The following is a 21,245-nucleotide window of genomic DNA, read 5'->3' on the forward strand; positions in this document are numbered from 1 at the left end:
ATGCTCTTGACAAAAATCAAGAAATCATTGAAAGCTTAATATCGGCTATATAACGAAAGAACAAACTTCATTAATTAAATGACCTTCTGAACTCTAAAGGAGATGTATTAGTTTTTGCTTTGAATAACTTGCTAAAAGATTGCGGATGTCCGAATCCAAGTTCATAGGCGACCTCGCTTACTGATAAATTTGTGGCAGATAGTTTTTCCTTCGCCTTTTCTATAATCTTGTGATGGATCAGATGCTGGGTATTTTGCCCCGTAAGCGACCGTAACATATCACTCAGATAACTCGGTGATATATTCAGTTTTTCCGAAAGATATTGCACGGTCGGTATTCCCTCATTAGCAGATTTTTCGCTATTAAAATATTCATCTAAAATATCATCCAATTTTTGTAGCAGATCATTATTTACCGCTTTCCTTGTTATGAATTGCCTTTTGTAAAAGCGATTCGCATAATTGAGCAGCAACTCGACCTGAGAAATGATTACATCCTGGCTAAAATCATCTATTCTGCTGTTTAACTCTTCTTTAATAATTTTAAAAATGGACATAATAGTAACCTTCTCCTTATCCGACAAATGCAGTGCTTCATTTGCTGCGTATGAAAAGAACCCATATTGCTTTATTTTTTTTGCCAGCGGATAATTCCACAAAAAATCAGGATGTATCAATAAAGTATATTGGGAACATATTTCTCCTTCATTGTTCCCATGGTTACCAATAATTTGATTAGGTGCAGCAAATAACAAACCGCCCTCATCAAAATCATAATAATCCTGACCATATTTCAACTTACCACCTATACTTGGCTTATAGGATATTTTATAAAAATTGAGTACATGAGATTGTGGCAACTTTGATAAGATGATCCGGTTTGTCGCCCCATCGATCAGGCTGATTAACGGATAGGCCGGCGCAGGTAAACCAAAGGCCCGGTGCATATCTGATAAAGATTCCATTTTGAGATGGATGTTTTCTTCCTTTTTCATTTATTAAAGTTAAGGCAATTATAACCGGCAATACTTTTGATTACCGGTTATGGTTATTTTTTTTACCAGACAATTACTTTGTGTTGCCCTGAGCAGCTGCGGAAACCTGGTCCCACTCTTCCCAGCTTGCCAGCCTCTCCGCATAGGCAGTTCGCGTCCATGGTAAATTATGACTGCCCAAATTGATTCGCAAAGGTGGATTCTCTGCATCAACAACTTTAAAAATCGCTTCAGAAGTTGCATTAGGATCACCTCTTTCCATTTCGCTTAAACTATTAAAAAACTGAGTTTTAAAATCCTGATAAATATCAAGACCTGCTGCAAATTTTAAAGACTCCGGACTACCGAATTCAGTTGCATAAGCACCTGGCTCTATAATAGTTACTTTAATTCCGAAAGCTTCGACTTCTGCGGCCAAACTTTCATGAATTGCCTCGAATGCCCATTTTGAAGAGCAGTAATAGCCGATAACCGGCAATACTACATGGCCAAGGTTGCTGGATGTCCCAAGGATGTGGCCCCCGCCTTGCTTGCGTAACAAAGGTAATGCTGCCTGGATAACAGCAACCGGACCTAAAACGTTGGTTTCATACATCGCCCTGATCTCATCTGCGTTAGCCTCTTCTATCGTTCCTACTAAAGAATAACCCGCATTGTTTAGCACGATATCTAACCTCCCAAAATGAGCGTGTGCCTGTTCTACAACAGTCTTAACCTGTCCGGCATTGGTCACATCCAACTCCAAAGTCAGCACATGCTCACCGTATTTTTCTTTAAGATCAGCAATACTGGTCAATTGACGTGCTGTTGCTGCAACTTTATCTCCCCGTTTAAGGGCTGCTTCGGTCCAGACCCTCCCAAAACCCCGGGAACTACCTGTAATGAACCAAACTTTATTTGTACCTGGATTATTATTTTGTTGTGTCATAATTTTAGCTTTCTAATTTAACACAACAAATGTCTGTAAATGGCACTCCCCCCATGTAGCTCAATTGAGGACAATTGTAGCCAAATTGAGGTATTTTAAATTGCTGAATACTTTTTAGGTTTCATTCCGTTATGCTGTTCAAAGACTCTTGAAAAATGGCTCAGGTTAGTAAACCCCAACTGATAACCAACTTCAGAAACTGTCAGGCGTTTTTCCCTGAGTAGTCTTGCCGCTTTCTCCATCCGCATAAACTGGTAATATTCAAAAATCCCTTTACCAAATGTCTGTTTAAACAGCTTTCGAAGTTTAGGTTCACTCATGCCCATTTCTCTGGCAAGTGCGGCAATATTTGGTGGCTCGGCAAGATTAGATTGCAAGCGGGTCTTAACGGCATATATAGCTTTGATATCGTTGATATGCATACCGCCGATTGGCACAGCCTCCCGCTGCATCAGCAGTGCAAAAATATGACAAAGCAACTCTTCGCATTTCAGCTTGCAGTAATGACTTTCCAAACTTTCCGGTACAGGCACATGCAGCATTTCATTAGCCGTTTTGATCATTTCGGATGAGATATCCATCTCCAGTACAAAGTTACCACTGGCCTGCAAAACGCTGGCTACCACCGGATAATCTATATTTCCGAAGAGCTGGTTCAGATATTGCCGGGAAACACTAATGGTTACACTTCCAAAACTGGTATTCGAAGGCATATCGATGATAGAAGAAACTGCCTGCGTGCAAATCAGGACATTTGCGCGTTCGGGCAATAATTTAACACCTGGCTGGACAATTGGAGGAAAAACGCCACTCAACATCAATACTACATATTCCTGCTCTTCCATCGCTTCATTTGTCCACTCTACCAGCACATCCTCTTTCAGGTGATAATTCCGGATCATCACCCTCAACTCATTTCCCCAGGAAAAACCAGTCAGGAAACCACCACCATAGTTTTCAGGAATATGTATAAATCGCCCGCGGACGGTGGCGCCCAGGGCACGGACAAAGTCAGACATCATGCCCGGTCCATTGGCTAATATTTTCATTCTCGACTATATTATTATTTATTTCAGCTATTTTAATCCTAAAGCTACACTTTATTCAGTAAACATGCAGATCAGCAGGAGAAAATATGTATCCGATATTCAGCGATATGTATAACTCCCCTCACCCTACTGCCAGTAATTTTACAGCATAAAATAACGAATATGAAATCTAAAATAATTTTAATAACGGGCGCATCCAGAGGACTCGGAAAAATATGGGCAGAAGCTTTTTTAAAACGTGGCGATAAAGTAATCGCTACTGCGCGGAATATTGATTCATTAAAGGATCTTGTAGCTACTTATGGGGAGGCAATATTGCCCGTTAAACTAGATGTAAACGATCGTGAACAATGTTTTGCTGCTGTGAAACAAGCAGATGAATATTTTGGAGGCATCGACGTGCTGATCAATAATGCAGGTTATGGTTTATTTGGTGCTATTGAGGAGACTACCGAGCAGGAAGCCAGAGATCAGATGGAAACCAATGTATTTGGTTTATTGTGGATGACACAGGCCATTATCCCGGTTATGCGGGAACAAGGTTTTGGACATATTATACAGATTTCAAGTGTACTGGGCGTTGCAGCAACACCGATTTTAGGTATTTACAATGCTTCAAAATGGGCACTCGAAGGATTAAGTGAAAGTCTTGCGGCTGAGGTTAAGGGATTTGGTATAGCTGTAAGCATTGTTGAACCCAATGCATTTAGTACAGACTGGAATGCAGCTTCAGCGGTCAGAACAAAATCAATTGCACTTTATGACGGCATAAAAGAGGCCTTAAATAGCTATTTCACACCCGGCATGATCGGCAATCCGGAAGCCACTGCACCAGCCATTTTAAAATTAGTGGACAGTGAAAAACCACCATTACGTTTACTTTTAGGAAAGCTCGCTTTACCGCGCGTTCAACAGGTTTATGCAGATCGGCTGGCGGTTTGGGAATCCTGGAAAGAGGTCTCAGCAGCTGCACATGGTCATTAATTAGTTAAATTGAATAAAGATACAGTATCTCTTAAGCCAGATGCTGTATCTTTATGAAGATGAAGCATTTTAATTCAAGCGAACCGCATCAAAACAGTGGGATGCCGATGTCGGAAAACACCTTACTCAGGCTGATTACCTGTGTGGATATATGTCCGGATACCTGCGGTATTGCCAAAAATGAATATACCACTGATTTTTATACGATTGCATTTAAGAAAGTCATATCAGGCAGTCTTTATTACGGCCGGACAAAATACGATCATCAGGGAGGTTCTATGACTTATTTCAAACCTGGTCAGGCCGTTGAACTTAAGAATATCAAACTTGAAGGAAGTGGGTTTACAATCATGTTTCACCCCGATTTCCTGAACGGGGAGCAATTACATCAACTTATCAAAAAATATAGTTTTTTCGACTACGAAACCAATGAGGCCCTTCATATTTCATCCCGCGAAGAAGAAATTATGTGGGAACTATTCCGGAAGATTGAAACGGAATATCATAACAATCAGGACGAATATAGCAAAGAGATCATCCTTGGTCATATTGAAGCCATTCTCAAATATTCCCAGCGGTTCTATAAGCGTCAGTTTCTAAACAGGAACGAACTGACAGGTAAAGTAATTTCCAGATTTAATCAGGCAATACTACAGTATTTTGAGAACGGGGCATTACAGACCAACGGTTTACCCACCGTTACGGCTATTGCAGCACAATTAAAGATGTCTCCAGGTTATCTCAGTGACTTGCTAAGGCAGGAAACAGGAAAATCGGCAATTGACCACATCCACAGCTATCTGATTTCAGAAGCAAAAAACTTATTGGTTGGTGCCAATCTTACTGTAGCACAAATCGCCTATCAGCTTGGATTTGAAAACCCTCCTTATTTTTCCAGACTTTTCAGAAAAGAAACAGGGCTTAATCCTGTTGCTTATCGCAAACAGCATTAACAGACCAGATATGCTGCACCAAGAATTTGAACCCCCTGAAGAGTTACGCGACACTATAAAATGCTTTTGGTATAACAGAAGAGACGCCGAAGAATTAAAAGCTGATTTTGAGGTACTACCTGATGGTTACGCTGAAATTATTTTTCATTTCGGAGGTGCATGCAGCATTTCTTACCCTGGTGTTTTACAGCCATTGCCATCACCATTTATGATGGGACTGCTCAATCAACCTGTTCTTTTAAACGCGAAAAACCGTTTAGAGATTATTGCGATCAGATGCTTTCCATGGACCGTATTTGACTTACTTGAACTACCTTCCGGCAAAAACGGAGTCCACGTATTTGAACACCCTATCGCCCGGCTTCAACCCACACTGAGCAAATTGATTGATGCGGGTAAAATAGCTGAAGCATTTTTTCAGGTAAAAGAATACTTCCTCCAGGCATGGGCAAAAACCACTATTGAAGACAATACCTTGTTTAAAGCCGGAGTTGCGATGAGAGAAACAAAAGGCACTATGCCGGTAAGCGAGGTAGCAGCGGCAGCTCATGCCACAGTTCGTACTCTGGAAAGGAAGTTCAAACAGTCTTCCGGCCATACCGTAAAGGACGTGTCCGGTCTGATGCGTTTTGAACAGGTGCGAAACCAATTATGGCTTTGTCCGGATACTAACATAACCGGATTAGCTCATGAGCTGGGTTATACGGATCAATCCCACCTCAGCAGAGAATTCAAACGTTACAGCGGCACTACGCCAGCAGCATTCGCAAAAAAAGCAAAGAAAGGGAAACAAGTTGTAAGCACCGATTTTGTCGCATTTATACAAGCCTGAAGCCAGCGTATTCCAGAATTTTGTGTATCAATAATTCTATATGAAAGCTACACTTAAAAATAATAAATCAACACAAAATCAAGCTGTTTACGATGTGATCATTTCTGGCGCAGGGCCTGTAGGTCTGTTCCTTGCCTGTGAACTGGCGCTGGCCAAATGCTCAGTCCTTATTCTGGAAAAGGCAGAGGATCCACGATCACTCTTGAAACAATTTCCTTTCGGGATACGAGGACTTTTCGCGCCTACTATTGAATCACTTTACCGCCGCGGGTTGCTGGATGAACTTGAAATCCATAAGCATCTTAAAAATCCGCATTCAGGAGCCGTACAAGGTGCTAATCGTCAGGCAGGACACTTTGCCGGCATTCCATTTCATGATGGCAATATTGACACTTCCAAGTGGACATACCGCCTTGCCAGTGCTACAGAACCCAGTTTAATTTCTGAAATGCAGGAAATTGAAACTGTACTGGCCCGGCGCGCAGCAGCATTGGGTGTAGAAATCAGGCGCGGTCTTGCTATTACTGGTTTTCATCAAACCGCAGATGGAGTAACTGTTCAATCAGCTCATCAATCATTTCAGAGTAAATGGCTCGCAGGCTGCGACGGAAGCCGTAGCATTGTTCGCAAAACTGGTGGTTTTGAATTTGCCGGTACGGAGCCAGAATTTACAGGCTACACTACCCGGATTGATATCGCCGATCCCGAAAAGCTCAATCCGGGCCGAAACGTAACACCAACAGGCATGTATATGCAATCCCAGCCAGGATATGTAGTAATACAGGAATTTGACGGCGGAGCATTTCATACCTCAGAAAAACAGGTCACGCTTGAGCATATTCAAGAGGTTTTACGCCGCGTCTCGAATACCGATGTTACGATCACCACCTTACACACTGCAACCACCTGGACTGACCGGGCAAGACAAGCCACAACTTACCGCAACGGACGCGTAATTTTAGCCGGCGATGCCGCACATATTCACGCGCCACTGGGAGGACAAGGACTTAACCTTGGACTGGGCGATGCGATGAACCTTGGCTGGAAACTTGCTGCAACTATTCAGGAAAAAGCTCCGGAAGGCTTGCTGGACAGTTATTATACCGAACGACACCCAATCGGCCTACAGGTTCTGGATTGGTCACGTGCACAGGTTGCTATCATGCAACCAAGTCCGGCTGCCCGCGCACTGCATGCAATTTTCCGCGACCTGATGAATACGCGTGACGGTGCTACTTATATGGCAGCAAGAATGTGGGGTATTTTCACGCACTATAATCTTGGTGGCGACCATCCCTTAACTGGCCACAGCGTTCCCAACTTTGAATTCGAAGATGGCGTTAAAATTGGTGAACTAATGCACGATGGAAAAGCTATCCTTCTTGATTTTGACAGCAATGATGACCTTCAAACTCTCGCAAATGAATATGGTGACCAGATCAGGTATATTTCAGCAAATGTAAAAGACCGATTAACTGTAAGTGCCCTGTTGATACGCCCTGATGGGATTATTGCCTGGGCTTCTTCGAACAATATATCAGATTACGAAGAACTCAGGAAAGCTGCTGCCCGCTGGTTTGTTTTATAGTTGCAAAACGTACATCACTTCATCTGCGGATACACCGTCTGGCCAGGTTACTTCTTTTGTATAGGTATATTTAAAACCAAACCGTTGATTTGCAGCTTTGGAAATTTCATTGCCTGCTCTATGAGAAACAGTAATTGAACTGCATTTTTTCTCTCTTGCCCAGTCAATTCGTGCCTGATAAAATAACCTGGCCAGTCCTTTCCCCCGATGCTCCGGCCTAATGAAAGAGGAAAATAAAACTGCTGATGTTGCGTCATCTCTATCAATAGCCACACCAGTCAAACCGATTATCGAGTCTATATTATATAAAACAAATATGGCGCGTTTATCATTTTCTAATAAAGCGATCCAGTCATTTTGGCTATAAGTAACTTCTTTCAGGTAACTGCTACCAAACATTTCAGCATTACTTTGCAATGCTTCCAGTCTGATTGATTTATATTCTGCCCATTCCGAAGGCAGCAAACGGTGCAGAGAGTAATTATCTTCTGTATTACTTTTCATTGTTAAATATTTGCGGTTGATGCATTATAAATAAAAAATTGTAATTAGTAATCTTAGAACAACGATTTATTTCAAAATTTCTTCATATTGTATCAATTTACTATCATGGCAATGAAACATTTATTATTTATGTTAAACTTGCTATTCAGATAGCACAACCAAATATGAACATCAGTAAATCTATAACCTTAGTGTTTGCTTTGGTTCCTTCACTGCTTATTGCCCAGCCTAAAACCGGATCATCCTATAATTATAACCGTGCTCCGCTTGCTGCAAGTACTTATATACAACTCCCGCTGGGCAGTATCAAAGCTAAAGGATGGTTACTCAAACAGCTGGAGCTACAAAAAGACGGAGCAACAGGACATGCTGAAGAACTTTATTCAGAAGCTTCCGATCTTGGTGCAGGTTCTGACTGGCTTGGTGGCAAGGGTGAAAGCTGGGAACGTGTCCCCTACTATGTAAAAGGATTGGTTGCACTCGCCTATACACTGGATGATGCAGAGTTAAAGAAAAAGGCTCAGAAATGGATAAACTGGACTTTAGATCACCAACAACCTGATGGTACATTTGGCCCGGTAAAAATGAATGACTGGTGGCCCCGGATGCCAATGATGTATGCGATACAAAGCTATTATGAGGCTACAGGTGACAAAAGGGTCATTGATTTTTTTACCAGATATTTCAAATACCAGCTAAACAATCTGGATCAAAAACCGCTAACGGAATGGAGTAAATCAAGAACTGGTGATAATATAGAAATTGTATTCTGGCTTTATAATATCACCGGTGAAAAATCGCTTTTAACGCTTGCAGAGAAATTAAAATCACAAGCTTACCCATGGGCATCTATTTACACTAAGAATCAATTTTATTTTTATGGTGATGATTTCCATACCAAACATAGTGTCAGTGTGGGGCAGGCACTTAAATTCCCTGTACTCTATTCACAGCTGGAACAGACCGCATTTTACAGAGAAGCTACTGAAAAAGGGATTGCCCATTTAATAAGAGATCATGGTCAGGCATCAGGAATTGCTTCCGGAACTGAATTTCTGGCTGGAAAAAGTTCTTTTCAGGGAACTGAAACCTGTACTGTTGTGGAATGGATGCAAAGTCTGGAAACCGCAGCCAGAATAGTGCATGATGCACAGGTTGGAGACAGGCTGGAAAAGATTGCTTTTAATACATTGCCGGCACAGTTCAGCAGAGATATCAAATCTCATTTATATTATACACAGCCAAATCAAGTAGTCTGTAAACATGGAAACTCCGGCTTTGATGAGGATTATGATGGGGCGTTGCTTTTAAGCCCGTATTCAGGAATGGGCTGCTGTAGGTATAATATGCATATGGGCTGGCCGTATTTTGTAAAAAATAGCTGGACAGCAACTCCGGATAAAGGGCTGGCGGTAATTGCTTATGCCCCGGTTGAAGTCAACGCTTTTGTCGCAAACTCAGTTCCAGTTAAACTTCAAGTCGTTACTGATTATCCGTTTGAGGAAAAAATAAGAATTAAAATAGAGCTGGCAAAAACTGCTTTTTTTCCTTTGAAACTGAGGATTCCAGCGTGGTGCAAAAATCCACAAATTACTGTTAATGGTAAAAAATCGGCTGGCGTTAAACCAGATCAGATTTACACGATTAACAGAAAATGGGACACACAAGACGAAGTTGTACTCAACTTCCCTATGGAAGTAAAAGTAACTGAGCAGGTTAATAATTCTGTAACTGTAGAACGCGGTCCAATTGTATATGCATTGCAAATTGATGCAAAATATGATCAGGTTAAAAAACATCCGGTAAATGGTTTCTTTGATTATGAAGTGTCTGCTGCTTCTGCGTGGAATTACGGACTGGTTGTTAACCGGAATGACTTGGTAGGGTCTATAAAAGTTCAGCAAACTACAATGCCCGAAAATCCCTTTATCCAGGCTACTACACCAGTTAAACTGAAAATTTCAGCTAAAAAAATACCTGCCTGGACTTTGGCTTATAATCAGATGCATGCTTTAGAAGTACCAGCAAGCCCGGTTGCCTCTTCAGAACCAACAGAAGAAATTACACTTACCCCGTTTGGGAGTGAAAACATCAGGATCAGTAATTTCCCCGTTATTGGCATTCCCAAAAGTTCAGGAAAACAGTTTAAAGAAGATTTCAGCCACACAACGCTTAAAAACTGGTTGATTTATGGCGGAAGCTGGTATATTAAGGACGGGGCATTTCATTCTGCTTCCAATAAAGGTTCATGGGGATATGGGATACATGGGTCAAAAGCGATTGCCAGCGGAACACTGTTTGATGATCTGAGTTACGAAGCATTAATCCGGCTCAATTCAAAAGGCAATGCAGGATTATTGTTCAGAGTTACTGATCAGGTTATCGGCGCCGATGCTTACGATGGTTACTATTTAGGGATTAATGCATCGTCAGGAAAAGTGGAATTAGGTAAATCAGTTGATCAGAAATGGGTTTTATTGGCATCAAAAGACCAAAAACTGGAAACCGGAAAAGCATATAAAGTTAGAATAGAGGCAAAAGGCAGTTCTATTGAAGTGTATTTTAACGACAAAGCTACGGAACCTTTAATTTCAGTGACAGATACTACGTTTAAAAGTGGTACTATAGGTGTCAGAGCATATGATGCGCTGACAACCATTGATGATTTACTTGTTAAGGAGCTGAAGACGAGGAAATAGGTGATAGTTCTAACTACACCTGCGAATAAGGTGCAGGAACCAAAAAGCTATTACTGATTTTAGAAATCGTATTTGCATACTGAGGATCCCCTGCTAATTTTTTCCATTCAGGATCAGCTAAGAAGGCAGCCCAGCCTTTGTCATGTTCTTCCATACCGTTACATGTAATCATATACGTTATACGAGGTAACTTGTCACCAGCAATCACTTCACCAAAGAATACAGGATCCAGCTTCGCTCTTTTAAAAATAGAAAATTCCCCGTCATGGAACATCTTAATTTTCCTTTTTACAGCTTCTTCACTATAACCTTCATAAGTCCTTAATTCAAATATGCGGGCTTCACCTGATGGGATAACAATTTTGGGAAACCCATCAAATGCAATCATTAAAGAAGAAATAAAGCGGTTGTAGACTGGTTTATCGGCTGGTATGCTGTTATATGCAGCGCTATTTTTGATATAAGCTGCGTCCGCTTTTACTTTTAAATTTACAGAGATATAGTGATCAGGAGATGGATAAGGTATCAGTAAATAAACTTTAGCCGGTTCAGATTGCCGCCATTCCTTAAATACACCAACTGCTTTTATGCCATATTTATTCAATGCAGGAATTAGCGCTGTTTTAAAGTAATTGTCCATTTGCCCCTGATCAGCGCCAAAATGCATTTCATATTCACGCAATTCATATATTTCTTTTGATATCAGATCCTTATCATTGGCAATTGTAGGGTTAATGTTTAGCGCTAAACCGGCAGTAACCGCCATTGAAGATTGAAGAAATTTCCTGCGTTCCATATCGATTATGATTTAATGTGTAAATTGATCCGTATACCAATATATAATGAAAATAAATTCTTTTTGTAAAAGGGTTTATTTGTGATCATAGCTCATTTCTCGTTTTATCTGCCATTTCCCGTTCTTGTTTTCCCAAATTTCGGTAAACTTTGCAGTGGCTTCTAACTCTTCCTTTCCATTAACAGTGCCATAAAATTTGTGAACTCCAATAGCTAATGCGCCGAAATTACCTAAACGATAAACTTGCAGGCTTCCTTTAACCAGTTCACGTCTTGAAGAGTGTACCGGATCTGTGAAATTCCTTTTAAATGCAGCTAAATTATGTGCATAGTCTGATAATCCGCCCCTGTCATCATAAAATTCAAGATCGGGAGAAAAATGGCTCATGAAAGTTTCAAGGTCACGTTTATTATAAGCCGAAAACATAGTACTATCTAATCCGGACACTGTTTGATATAATGGGTCAACATGCTGAACTCCGTTATTTTGCGGTTGCGCAGCAGCTGACAAAGCGGCTATAGCGGTCAGCGTAATCAGTATGGTGTGTTTATATAAAGATTTCATATTCACTTTCCTGATTAGACCATCATCTTGATCAAAGGTTACACAGATTTCAAAAGTTAATCACTAATAATCAAACTCAGCTTTATGTTTTTTAATAAAATCAATCCATTTCACAGGCTGTTTTCCTGTAATTCCGAAGAAGTTATCAAACGTATCATCTGCACCGGGAATCGTACCTGCTGCATAACGTTTCCAATGGTTATATACACAATTCATATAAGCCATCTCCGCGCCCGAATCTCTCATTTGTTGCAGAAAGACTTCAGGAGAAAGCGGCTCATAGTGAAAAGGTTTCCCAACAACAAAAGTCATCAATTCTGCCATTTCATCAAAAGTTATCGCATCGTAACCTAACCTATAGGTTTGTTTGCCATGTATTTCAGGATGAGACAAAGACAAAGCAGCAACTTGCGCCACATCATCTACATCTACCCAACTCAATCTAGCCCCTTCAACATAGGCATGAATTATACCATTTTCAATTGTTCTTTTACCTCCATAACTCAATACATTTTGCATAAAAGTTTCCGGACGTAAATGCGTGTAAGAAAATCCGGACCACTCGATATATCTTTCTATCAACTGATGCCACGCCCAGTGTGCAACAGTAGTATCATCACGACCACAGGCCCCCAGATGCACTACATGCTGCACCCCTGCCTTTTTAGCATTATCTAATAAAACCTTGCTTTGACGTAACATATCAACGGTATAACCAGTAACTATCAAAACACGGTCAATATCTTTAAGTGCAGTCAAATGAGTACTTTCGTCATCAAAATCAAGGATAACTGTAGCAATTCCTTTAGCCGTAAACGGGGCTGCTTTCTCTGGAGAACGTACTGCGGCCACCAGCTCTACTTCTTTATTTGATAAAAGAAAATCGATTGTTTTACTACCTACCTGCCCGGTTGCTCCGGTGATTAATATTTTTGGGATTGTTGTATTCAGCATGAGAAATTTTATAAGGTTAAACTACCTGCATACAAAGGTAGCCTGCTCCCATACTATAAACAGTTGATCTAAAACAAGAAATTAACTTGATCTATATCAATCCTGGTTATTTACACAGCATAATTTTCTTCTTAATCCGGCTTAGGGTTTCCGGAGTGATGCCCAGGTAAGAGGCAATCAGATTCTGAGGTATTCTTTGAATGATTTCCGGACTGTACTTCGTCAGCCGTACATATTTTTCTTCCGCAGCGTCTGTAATAGAACTGATTAATCTTCGCTCTTTCGTAACCAGGCTATTCTGAAAAAGGAGGCGAAAATAACGATCCATAACCGGGACTTTTAAAGTCATTTCTTCGAAATCTGCGAGCGTGATTGTCAAAACTTCGGAATCTTCTATAGCATCTATGTTGAAAACAGCTTTTTCACCAGAAAAGAAACTGCTCATATCTGAGGTCCACCACCCCTCCCATGAAAACATATTCATATGCTCATCTCCTTTTTCATCAACATTGTAAGATCTGAGCAGACCTTTTACTACAAATGACATATACTTGCAGACCTCTCCTTCCTGAAGTAAATACTGTTTTTTCCGAAGCTTTTTATAGGTGAAAAAATCTTTAATAGTAATTTTCTCCTCTTCGGTTAGTGATACCTTTGCCAGAACATGAGAAAAGAAAACGTCAAACATATACAAATATAAGTGTTAATTTCAAGAAGCTATCTTTTGAGATAGCTTCCTGATCCATTACGATATAAGTATTGATTTAAATTTTTATATTATAAAGGATATAATACCGCAGTTGCCTGTTTATCTTTCGCCGATAAAACAGTAGCTCCGCTTCCACATTGTCCGCCATTCATTAAGGATAGCGCATCAGTTCCACCAACTCCTGGGACATCTATCGAAGTAGACTGGTTAGTATGCTTAATAGAAATGGTATGTCCGAATTCATGTGCAATAGTTCTTTGACGCTGTGCAAAAGAATTATTTTTGATCAGCTCCTGGTTAATCCAGACTGTATTACCTGCTTTACCGTTAGAGGTAGACAGATATGCCTGTCCACATGTAGTACCTCCGATTGTATTGTCTACTTTTATCAAAATATCATAATTATTATCTGTTACGATGACGAATTTAATTTTCGAGTTAGGCACTGTATTCCACTGCTGAATTGCTCCATTAATTTCCGCAGCCATACTTGTGATAGAAGCATCAACTTTGACGCGGATATTGGAACTATTCGTTACCAGGTAACCATTGTAATACTGTTCAGTTTTTGGCTTCCCGTTATCGTCAGGAACCTGCATATTTTTATCAAATACGATATCTCCGTCAACAATGTATCGAGCTCCATTTTCGACTATTTGTGCGTCTGTAAATCCAAGATTTTTGATGTAAGCAAGAACTTTATCTGTTTGCTTAGCACCCTGGTCCTGATTTGAAGGCATCTCATTTTTCTTCGAACATGAGGTAATTAAAATCGGAAATAGCGCAATCAGCGCGATGTTTTTAAATAAGTTTTTCATAGTTTAGGTTTTAGGTATATCGTAATGATTCTGCAATTTAACAATTACTATAGTAGTATATCAGAAAAAATACATTGTTTTATTTCATACCTTTAAATCATTTCCAATAAGAAATTATATAACCAGCGATTCCCTTAATCTGTATATGCCGCCTAAACGACGACTCAATCTCAAATTCCTGTTCCTCTCTTTATTCATCATTACTACAGTAACAGTAAATGCTCAATACACTGATAGCCTTTTATTAAACCAGCCAGTTAATAATTTCTGGAAAAGAGATGTTGTAAAAAAAACAACCGTTCCACTGATTTTATTTAGCGCTACTGCCTTTGCCTGGTCTCATCGCGAAACAGTCAGAGAAGTCAGAAACAGGTTTATTCCCGATTTCCATTACAGATATGATGATTATCTGCAATACGCACCAGCAGCAGCCGTGGTAGCTTTAAACGCTTTTAATGTTAAAGGAAAACATACGCCAAAACGAACCTTGATCTCTTATGCTTTTTCTATGGGAATTATGGGCGCAATGGTCAATGGGATTAAATCTACCAGTAAAATAGAACGGCCTGACGGGAGTTCAAATAATTCCTTTCCTTCAGGACATACGGCCACAGCTTTTATGAATGCAACTATGCTGGATAAGGAATATGGGCAATATGGATATCCTTTAATTGGTATCACCGGTTATGCAATGGCCACAGCAACCGCACTTGGCCGTGGTTTGAATAACAGACATTGGATCACAGATGTACTTGCAGGAGCTGGCGTAGGTATTATTTCTACAGAACTGGGTTATTTTGTAACTGACCAGATTATGAAAAACAGAGGCATGAATGCTCCCGTAAAAAACAACCCTGTCCCAATCAGCAATAATCCTAGTTTTGTAGAGCTACATGTGGGTTATGCAATTGCGACCAGTAAGAAACTCACAGGAACAGCACACGACAATATTTTCAATAAAGATGGTTTCAATATGGGTATGGAAGGTGCCTGGTTTCTCCATAAAAACATTGGTATCGGAGGGGAATTTGCATTTACCAGCTTCCCTTTGAACTCAGCCCATGCCAGTCTTGACCCTGATATTTTAGAAATCAGTAATGGTTTATATACGCAGGCCCTTGGTGTCAAATATTTGAATATTGGCCCCTATTTCAGTTTGCCTTTAGCGAATAACTGGTTCATCACTGCTAAAATAAATGCAGGGATCTCTTCCGGAAGTAACGGGAATTTTATCCTGGATATCAAACCAGAATATCAGGAAGAATTTGGAACAGCAGAATTACCCTATGCACGATATCAGCCAAAAACAGCAGCCAGCTGGTCTGTTGGCGTAGGTATCCAGAAACGCATTGGCAGGAATACTGCAATTAAAGCGTATACCAGTTATTTCGGATCTACCCACAAGTTTGACATAGATTTGCTGAATGATACAGATAACGATGGGCATTTGAGTTATCACCGTCTTCCGGAAAATGTTGGAAAAACCAAGTATAACAACATTACTTTTGGACTTGGAATTACTGCGTTTATCTGGTAAATTCAAGGTACCAGACTGGCACCCTGAATACTATACATTAATTTATTCTCTCACCAGTACGTCATGCGCTCCACCTTCTACGATGCTCACAGAAGAAACTAAAGTAAGTTTCGCATCTTGTTTAAACTTCGCAATGGATGTAAAACCGCAACTGCACATCGTTGATTTAATTTTTCCGACTGTAACGTCCAAATTATCTTTTAAAGATCCGGCGTAAGGAACATAACTATCTACACCTTCTTCAAATTTTAATCCAGTAGAACCGCCCATATCATAACGTTCCCAGTTTCTGGCGCGGTTAGAGCCTTCACCCCAGTACTCTTTCATGTAATTACCATTAACCAATACTTTATGGGTAGGGCTTTCATCAAACCTTGCAAAATATCTACCCATCATAATAAAATCCGCTCCCATAGCCAGTGCAATTGCCATATGGTAATCCTGAGCTATTCCACCGTCCGAACAAATTGGAATATAGATGCCTGTTTCTTCGAAATATTGATCTCTTGCTTCAGCAATTTCAATTAAAGCCGTTGCCTGTCCTCTGCCTATCCCTTTTGTTTCCCTGGTGATACAGATTGATCCACCTCCAACGCCAACTTTCACAAAATCAGCACCTGCTTCAACTAGATATAAAAATCCTTCTTTGTCAACCACATTTCCGGCACCAACTTTAACGCGGTCACCATATTCTGCTTTAATATATTCCAATGTTGCTTTTTGCCATTCAGAATATCCATCAGAAGAGTCAATACATAAGACGTCTACTCCGGCATTAACCAGTGCAGGAACTCTGTCTTTATAATCTCTTGTGTTAATACCAGCACCTACAATTAGTTTTTTAGTCTCGTCAGATAGTTCTAAAGGATTGTCTTTGTGATTATCATAATCTTTTCTGAAAACAAAAAATCTAAGATTATCATTTTCATCAACGACAGGCAGACTGTTTAATTTATGTTCCCAGATGATGCTGTTGGCTTCGCTTAGGGTAATTCCGATCTTTGCAGTAATCAAATCAGAGAAAGGAGTCATGAATTCTTTGACTTTCTTGTCCATTCCATCTGTACCTACTCTATAATCTCTACCAGTAACAATACCGATCAATTTACCGTCAGCAGTACCATTTTCAGTTATAGCAATTGTGGAATGACCTGTTTTCGCTTTTAAGGCAATAACGTCCTTCAATGTGTTTTCTGCGATCAGATTAGCCGTGCTAACTACAAAGCCAGATTTATGTTGTTTAACCTTTTCGATCATTTCTACCTGCTTCTGGATAGTTTGAGATCCAAAAACAAATGATAAACCGCCATTTTTCGCCAGCGCAATAGCCATCTGATCATCAGAAACTGATTGCATAATAGCAGATACGAAAGGTATATTGAGTTCTATTGTTGATTTTTCACCTTTCCGGTATTTAACCAGTGAGGTTTTTAAGGATACATTATCAGGTACGCAATCAAAAGATGTTAGTCCTGGTATTAAGAGAAATTCACTGAAAGTTCTCGAGGTTTCTTTTAAGTATTTTGCCATTTGCAAAGATAGACTCTTTAATGGAAAAAAACACAGAAATTTACGTTAGCATTTTGTAATTAATCGGTTAAATTTGCGGAATGAGTAACGGCGGGCCTTCTAATTCAATTTTCGACAAGATATTATCATTTATTGAGTACACTAATCAAAGTATTTTTCTAACCGGAAAGGCAGGAACCGGAAAAACTACACTCCTGAAAAGAATAAAAGAGGAGAGTTCAAAAAAAATGGTAGTGGTTGCCCCTACTGGTGTGGCTGCGATGAACGCTAAAGGCACGACAATCAATTCTTTTTTCCAATTACCTGCCGGTTCTTTTTTCCCGGGAGAAATTGGTTTGGAAGATTTACAATTGGGCATTACCTCCATTGACTCTATGGTCAATGATTTAAGTTACAATAGAGAAAAGACAGCGCTGTTCAATGAGTTAGAATTATTGATCATCGATGAGATTTCTATGGTTCGCTGTGATTTAATGGACATGATTGACGCTATCCTCCGTTCAGTGAGAAAAAACAATATTCCTTTTGGGGGTGTACAATTGTTGCTTATAGGTGATCTTTACCAGTTACCTCCGGTTACTAAAAGAGAGGAATGGGCATTTCTGAGCAGAGCTTATGCTTCTCCTTATTTTTTCGAGGGATATGTGATCCGTAGAAATCCGTTGTTACAGATAGAATTAACCACAGTATTTCGCCAAACAGAACCGGAATTCGTTAATATTCTAAATAGTATCAGAAATAATCAGATTACTGAGGCTGATTTAGCTTTGTTAAATAAAAGATATGATCCGGATTTTCTTGCGACGGATGAATTGAGCCCGATTATTATCACTTCACATAATGCAGAAGCGAATACTGTTAATAAGGCGAAATTAGACGAGCTTCCTGGTGAGGAGTATACTTTTACTGCTGAGACTAGTGGTGAGTTCAGAGATGCTGGTTTACAGGCAGAACAGACGCTGAAGTTAAAGGAAGGTGCACAGGTAATGTTCATTAAGAATGATACCGGGGATAACAGAAAATTTTACAATGGAAAGATTGGAAAGATCAAGTCTGTTAAAGATGGGGAAATTTACATTTCCTTTCCGCATGAAGATGATCTGTTACTAGAGAAGACTTCGTGGCAATCTTTTGAATATAAAACAGATACTGAAGAAGTTATTGTACAGCAGCAGGTTGGGGAATTTTCTCAGTATCCGATTAAACTGGCATGGGCAGTAACGATACATAAAAGTCAGGGTTTAACTTTTGACCATGCTATAATTGACGCGGGAAAATCATTTATAGCTGGCCAGGTTTATGTGGCTTTGAGTCGTGTGAGAACGCTTAATGGGTTGATTTTGAAATCGAAGATCAGCACGGAAAGTTTAAGGTCAAATACAGAGGTAATTAATTATATGAAATCTGTGCAGGATGATGAGCTGGATGATCTTCTGGTGAGCGGACAGGAAGGGTTTATCCTTCAACTGGTACTGAACCACTTTTCATTGAATAAGTTGCTGAGTGAGCTGGAAACGGTTACTTCGAGACCAGAAATTGTCAGATCAAATATCCCGGAATATGCAGTATTGTTTTCTCAATTGAGGAAATCAATTAAAAGTTTGATTGTTTTAGCTGATCGCTTCCAGGTTCAGGTGACTAATCTGCATAAACAAACTGGTTTTAACGATTTGCCGGCATTACAGGAAAGAATTGAATCGGCAGCAACGTATTTTAAAAAGGAGATTAATTTACAGGTTTTAAATCCTGTGAATAAAAATATCAGGATTAAGCCGAAAAACAAGGTTCAACAGGAGCTGCAACATCTTTTTCAGAAGTACAGACCGGTAGTTGAGCATCGGATTTCTTTGTTGCAGTTAGCACCAGGTTTGCTAAAAGAGCCAATTAAGGTTGAAAACTATGTTTCCTGGATTACGGAACATCATGCAAGAGCCAGTGTGAAGACAAAAACATCATCTGGAAATCAGCAGTCTACAACATTACAGTTATTTTAACGTCGTTTTTTTTATGAAGTATAGTGTGTATTAATATTTATTTTCTATCTTCGCACCTCCTTAAACAAGAGGAATTAATGATTCCGTAGCTCAGCTGGTAGAGCATTACACTTTTAATGTAGTGGTCCTGGGTTCGAATCCCAGCGGGATCACAGAGAATAGTATCAAAACTACGTAAAAGCTTGCAAATCAAATGATTGCAAGCTTTTTTGTTTACCGGGAATACCCAAAATATTCAGAAAATCACATAAAAAAAGTGAGTGATTCGGTGAGTAAATTTTGGGATATTCAACTCACCAGAATGAATGTAAATATTTGATTTACAAAAAGTTCACTCATTGAACGACTTGATGCGTTTAGACTGCAAGGCTAACTTTGTTTAACCTTAAATCAGTCATTATGAAAACGAATTTCAATCTGCTTTTCTATTTGAAGAAACCAAAAAACTATGTTAAAGGGGCTATCCCAATCTATTTAAGGATTACCGTAGACGGAAAACCTGCGGAACTATCAACTAGCAGAGAATGTGAACCCGAATTGTGGAATGCCAAAGCTGGACACATTGAAGGTACTAAAGAAGAGGCCAAAACCCTGAACAGCTATCTGGACAAGATGAAAGCCGGGGTTACTGCTTCTCATACACAGTTATGTAAGGAAGATGCAGAAATTACTTCTCAGGTGATTAAAAGCAAGTATCTCGGTAAAGCAGAAAAAATGCATACCATTTGCGAGGCTATCAAAATCCACAACAAAAACATGGCGGAATTGGTGGAAAAGGAAGACTATGCCGAAGGAACGCTAAAAAGATTTGAAATACTGGAAAGGCATGTTAAAGATTATTTATCCTTTAAATACCAGAAAAGTGATCTAAACATCAGGAGTATTGATTACGAGTTCATAGATGGCTTTGATTTCTACCTCCATACCTCAAAGGATAACGGGGCAAACACTGCAAGTAAGCATCTTAAAAATCTTGGTAAAATTGTACGTATCTGCCTAAAAAATAAATGGATTAGTAGTGACCCCTTCTTAGGATATAAGTTGACATCAAAACCCGTACTTCGGAATTACTTAACCCTGGATGAACTTCAAAGGATTGCAGATAAAAATTTCACTACTGAAAGACTTTCACAGGTACGGGACTTTTTCTTGTTTAGCTGTTATACAGGGCTGTCATATGCCGATGTGAAAAAGCTAAAACTATCAGATATACGTATCGGAATTGATGGGCAAAATTGGCTATTTAGTTATAGAAAAAAGACGGGTACACAGTTAGCTGTTCCCCTGCTGCCAGTTGCACTGGATATTTTGAACAGATACAAAAACTATCCATTTTGTATCAACTATGACAGGGCTTTGCCAATTTCCAGTAACCAGAAGATGAACGAGTATCTGGTAGAAATAGCCGACCTTTCAGACGTTTACCAAACATTGGGGAACCGGATTGCAAAGCGCACCTTTGCAACTACTGTAACCCTGTTGAACGGTGTGCCTATTGAAAGCGTTTCTAAAATGATGGGACATACTAATATACGTACTACCCAGCTTTACGCTAAAATGATGGATGAAAAGGTAAGTAAAGACATGGCACCATTGATGGCAATGTTCACAACAAGCTTTGAAGCAGGTATAAAAATGATGGAAGCAAAAGAAACAGCGGAATCACCGAATTTGACCTTAGTGCCGGAGCAGTATTACAAAGCAATTTAATCAATGATCATAAATACGCCCGAAGAACAATCTTTGGGCGTTTTCTATTTTAGACGGGACAGCACTGGGATTCTCACAGCCCAAAGTGGTAAGCAGAAAAAC

Annotated in this window: 18 protein-coding genes and 1 tRNA gene; 9 read left to right on the top strand and 10 right to left on the bottom strand. The window is 39.8% G+C overall.

Features of this window, described 5'->3' with window-relative positions; translation table 11 throughout:
* Nucleotides 1-70: 70 nt before the first annotated feature.
* The 3 genes from HDE70_RS10585 to HDE70_RS10595 all read right to left on the bottom strand — a co-directional run bounded on the left by HDE70_RS10585 (nucleotide 71) and on the right by HDE70_RS10595 (nucleotide 2,971).
* Entirely contained in the window at nucleotides 71-994 is a 924-nt protein-coding gene (locus HDE70_RS10585; protein ID WP_183889915.1) for a helix-turn-helix domain-containing protein, read from the bottom strand.
* 73 nt (nucleotides 995-1,067) lie between these two features.
* Nucleotides 1,068-1,922 carry an SDR family NAD(P)-dependent oxidoreductase gene (locus HDE70_RS10590; RefSeq protein WP_183889917.1) on the bottom strand — a complete coding sequence of 285 codons (855 nt, stop codon included), beginning with the start codon at nucleotides 1,920-1,922 and terminating at the stop codon, nucleotides 1,068-1,070.
* 95 nt (nucleotides 1,923-2,017) lie between these two features.
* A complete protein-coding gene (locus HDE70_RS10595) occupies nucleotides 2,018-2,971 on the bottom strand; it encodes a helix-turn-helix domain-containing protein (RefSeq protein ID WP_183889919.1) in 954 nt (317 codons plus the stop codon).
* A gap of 162 nt (nucleotides 2,972-3,133) precedes the next feature.
* On the opposite strand from HDE70_RS10595, the gene HDE70_RS10600 reads away from it, so the two are divergent.
* The 4 genes from HDE70_RS10600 to HDE70_RS10615 are packed head-to-tail and all read left to right on the top strand — an operon-like array spanning nucleotide 3,134 to nucleotide 7,328.
* Nucleotides 3,134-3,955 carry an SDR family NAD(P)-dependent oxidoreductase gene (locus HDE70_RS10600; protein ID WP_183889921.1) on the top strand — a complete coding sequence of 274 codons (822 nt, stop codon included), beginning with the start codon at nucleotides 3,134-3,136 and terminating at the stop codon, nucleotides 3,953-3,955.
* A gap of 59 nt (nucleotides 3,956-4,014) precedes the next feature.
* A complete protein-coding gene (locus HDE70_RS10605; protein WP_183889923.1) occupies nucleotides 4,015-4,908 on the top strand; it encodes a helix-turn-helix domain-containing protein in 894 nt (297 codons plus the stop codon).
* A gap of 10 nt (nucleotides 4,909-4,918) precedes the next feature.
* Nucleotides 4,919-5,740: an AraC family transcriptional regulator gene (locus tag HDE70_RS10610; protein ID WP_183889925.1), complete on the top strand. Its 822-nt coding sequence runs from the start codon at nucleotides 4,919-4,921 to the stop codon at nucleotides 5,738-5,740.
* Between the two features lie 40 nt (nucleotides 5,741-5,780).
* The gene (locus tag HDE70_RS10615; RefSeq protein ID WP_183889927.1) at nucleotides 5,781-7,328 is read left to right on the top strand and encodes an FAD-dependent monooxygenase; all 1,548 of its coding nucleotides are present in this window, start codon (nucleotides 5,781-5,783) and stop codon (nucleotides 7,326-7,328) included.
* Here the strand turns inward: HDE70_RS10615 and HDE70_RS10620 are convergent.
* Nucleotides 7,323-7,832, bottom strand: coding sequence for a GNAT family N-acetyltransferase (locus HDE70_RS10620; protein WP_183889929.1), 510 nt, complete (start codon nucleotides 7,830-7,832; stop codon nucleotides 7,323-7,325). The two genes, HDE70_RS10615 and HDE70_RS10620, sit on opposite strands and share 6 nt — an antisense overlap.
* A gap of 164 nt (nucleotides 7,833-7,996) precedes the next feature.
* On the opposite strand from HDE70_RS10620, the gene HDE70_RS10625 reads away from it, so the two are divergent.
* Nucleotides 7,997-10,531: a beta-L-arabinofuranosidase domain-containing protein gene (locus HDE70_RS10625; RefSeq protein ID WP_183889931.1), complete on the top strand. Its 2,535-nt coding sequence runs from the start codon at nucleotides 7,997-7,999 to the stop codon at nucleotides 10,529-10,531.
* 13 nt (nucleotides 10,532-10,544) lie between these two features.
* On the opposite strand, the gene HDE70_RS10630 is transcribed toward HDE70_RS10625, so the two are convergent.
* The 5 genes from HDE70_RS10630 to HDE70_RS10650 all read right to left on the bottom strand — a co-directional run bounded on the left by HDE70_RS10630 (nucleotide 10,545) and on the right by HDE70_RS10650 (nucleotide 14,372).
* Nucleotides 10,545-11,327 (bottom strand): NIPSNAP family protein, encoded by a 783-nt coding sequence (locus HDE70_RS10630; RefSeq protein ID WP_183889933.1) that lies wholly within the window; start codon nucleotides 11,325-11,327, stop codon nucleotides 10,545-10,547.
* 75 nt (nucleotides 11,328-11,402) lie between these two features.
* The gene (locus tag HDE70_RS10635; RefSeq protein ID WP_183866880.1) at nucleotides 11,403-11,891 is read right to left on the bottom strand and encodes a nuclear transport factor 2 family protein; all 489 of its coding nucleotides are present in this window, start codon (nucleotides 11,889-11,891) and stop codon (nucleotides 11,403-11,405) included.
* A gap of 63 nt (nucleotides 11,892-11,954) precedes the next feature.
* Nucleotides 11,955-12,845, bottom strand: a complete 891-nt coding sequence (locus HDE70_RS10640; protein WP_183889935.1) for an SDR family oxidoreductase — start codon at nucleotides 12,843-12,845, stop codon at nucleotides 11,955-11,957.
* A gap of 106 nt (nucleotides 12,846-12,951) precedes the next feature.
* Nucleotides 12,952-13,533: a Crp/Fnr family transcriptional regulator gene (locus HDE70_RS10645; protein ID WP_183866878.1), complete on the bottom strand. Its 582-nt coding sequence runs from the start codon at nucleotides 13,531-13,533 to the stop codon at nucleotides 12,952-12,954.
* A gap of 89 nt (nucleotides 13,534-13,622) precedes the next feature.
* On the bottom strand, nucleotides 13,623-14,372 hold the full coding sequence (locus tag HDE70_RS10650; protein WP_183889937.1) for a M57 family metalloprotease: 750 nt from the start codon (nucleotides 14,370-14,372) through the stop codon (nucleotides 13,623-13,625).
* A 145-nt stretch (nucleotides 14,373-14,517) separates the two neighbouring features.
* On the opposite strand from HDE70_RS10650, the gene HDE70_RS10655 reads away from it, so the two are divergent.
* Nucleotides 14,518-15,909, top strand: coding sequence for a phosphatase PAP2 family protein (locus HDE70_RS10655; protein WP_183889939.1), 1,392 nt, complete (start codon nucleotides 14,518-14,520; stop codon nucleotides 15,907-15,909).
* Between the two features lie 42 nt (nucleotides 15,910-15,951).
* Here HDE70_RS10655 and HDE70_RS10660 read toward each other — a convergent pair whose 3' ends face one another.
* Entirely contained in the window at nucleotides 15,952-17,439 is a 1,488-nt protein-coding gene (locus HDE70_RS10660) for an IMP dehydrogenase (RefSeq protein WP_183866875.1), read from the bottom strand.
* Between the two features lie 80 nt (nucleotides 17,440-17,519).
* On the opposite strand from HDE70_RS10660, the gene HDE70_RS10665 reads away from it, so the two are divergent.
* From HDE70_RS10665 to HDE70_RS10675, 3 genes are all read left to right on the top strand, one after another.
* The gene (locus tag HDE70_RS10665; RefSeq protein ID WP_183889941.1) at nucleotides 17,520-19,433 is read left to right on the top strand and encodes an ATP-dependent RecD-like DNA helicase; all 1,914 of its coding nucleotides are present in this window, start codon (nucleotides 17,520-17,522) and stop codon (nucleotides 19,431-19,433) included.
* Between the two features lie 79 nt (nucleotides 19,434-19,512).
* Nucleotides 19,513-19,585, top strand: a tRNA-Lys gene (locus HDE70_RS10670).
* Between the two features lie 247 nt (nucleotides 19,586-19,832).
* Nucleotides 19,833-21,143: a site-specific integrase gene (locus HDE70_RS10675; RefSeq protein WP_183889943.1), complete on the top strand. Its 1,311-nt coding sequence runs from the start codon at nucleotides 19,833-19,835 to the stop codon at nucleotides 21,141-21,143.
* The last annotated feature ends 102 nt before the right edge of the window (nucleotides 21,144-21,245 follow it).

The sequence above is a fragment of the Pedobacter cryoconitis genome (assembly GCF_014200595.1).
GTDB classification, from domain to species: Bacteria; Bacteroidota; Bacteroidia; order Sphingobacteriales; family Sphingobacteriaceae; genus Pedobacter; species Pedobacter cryoconitis_C.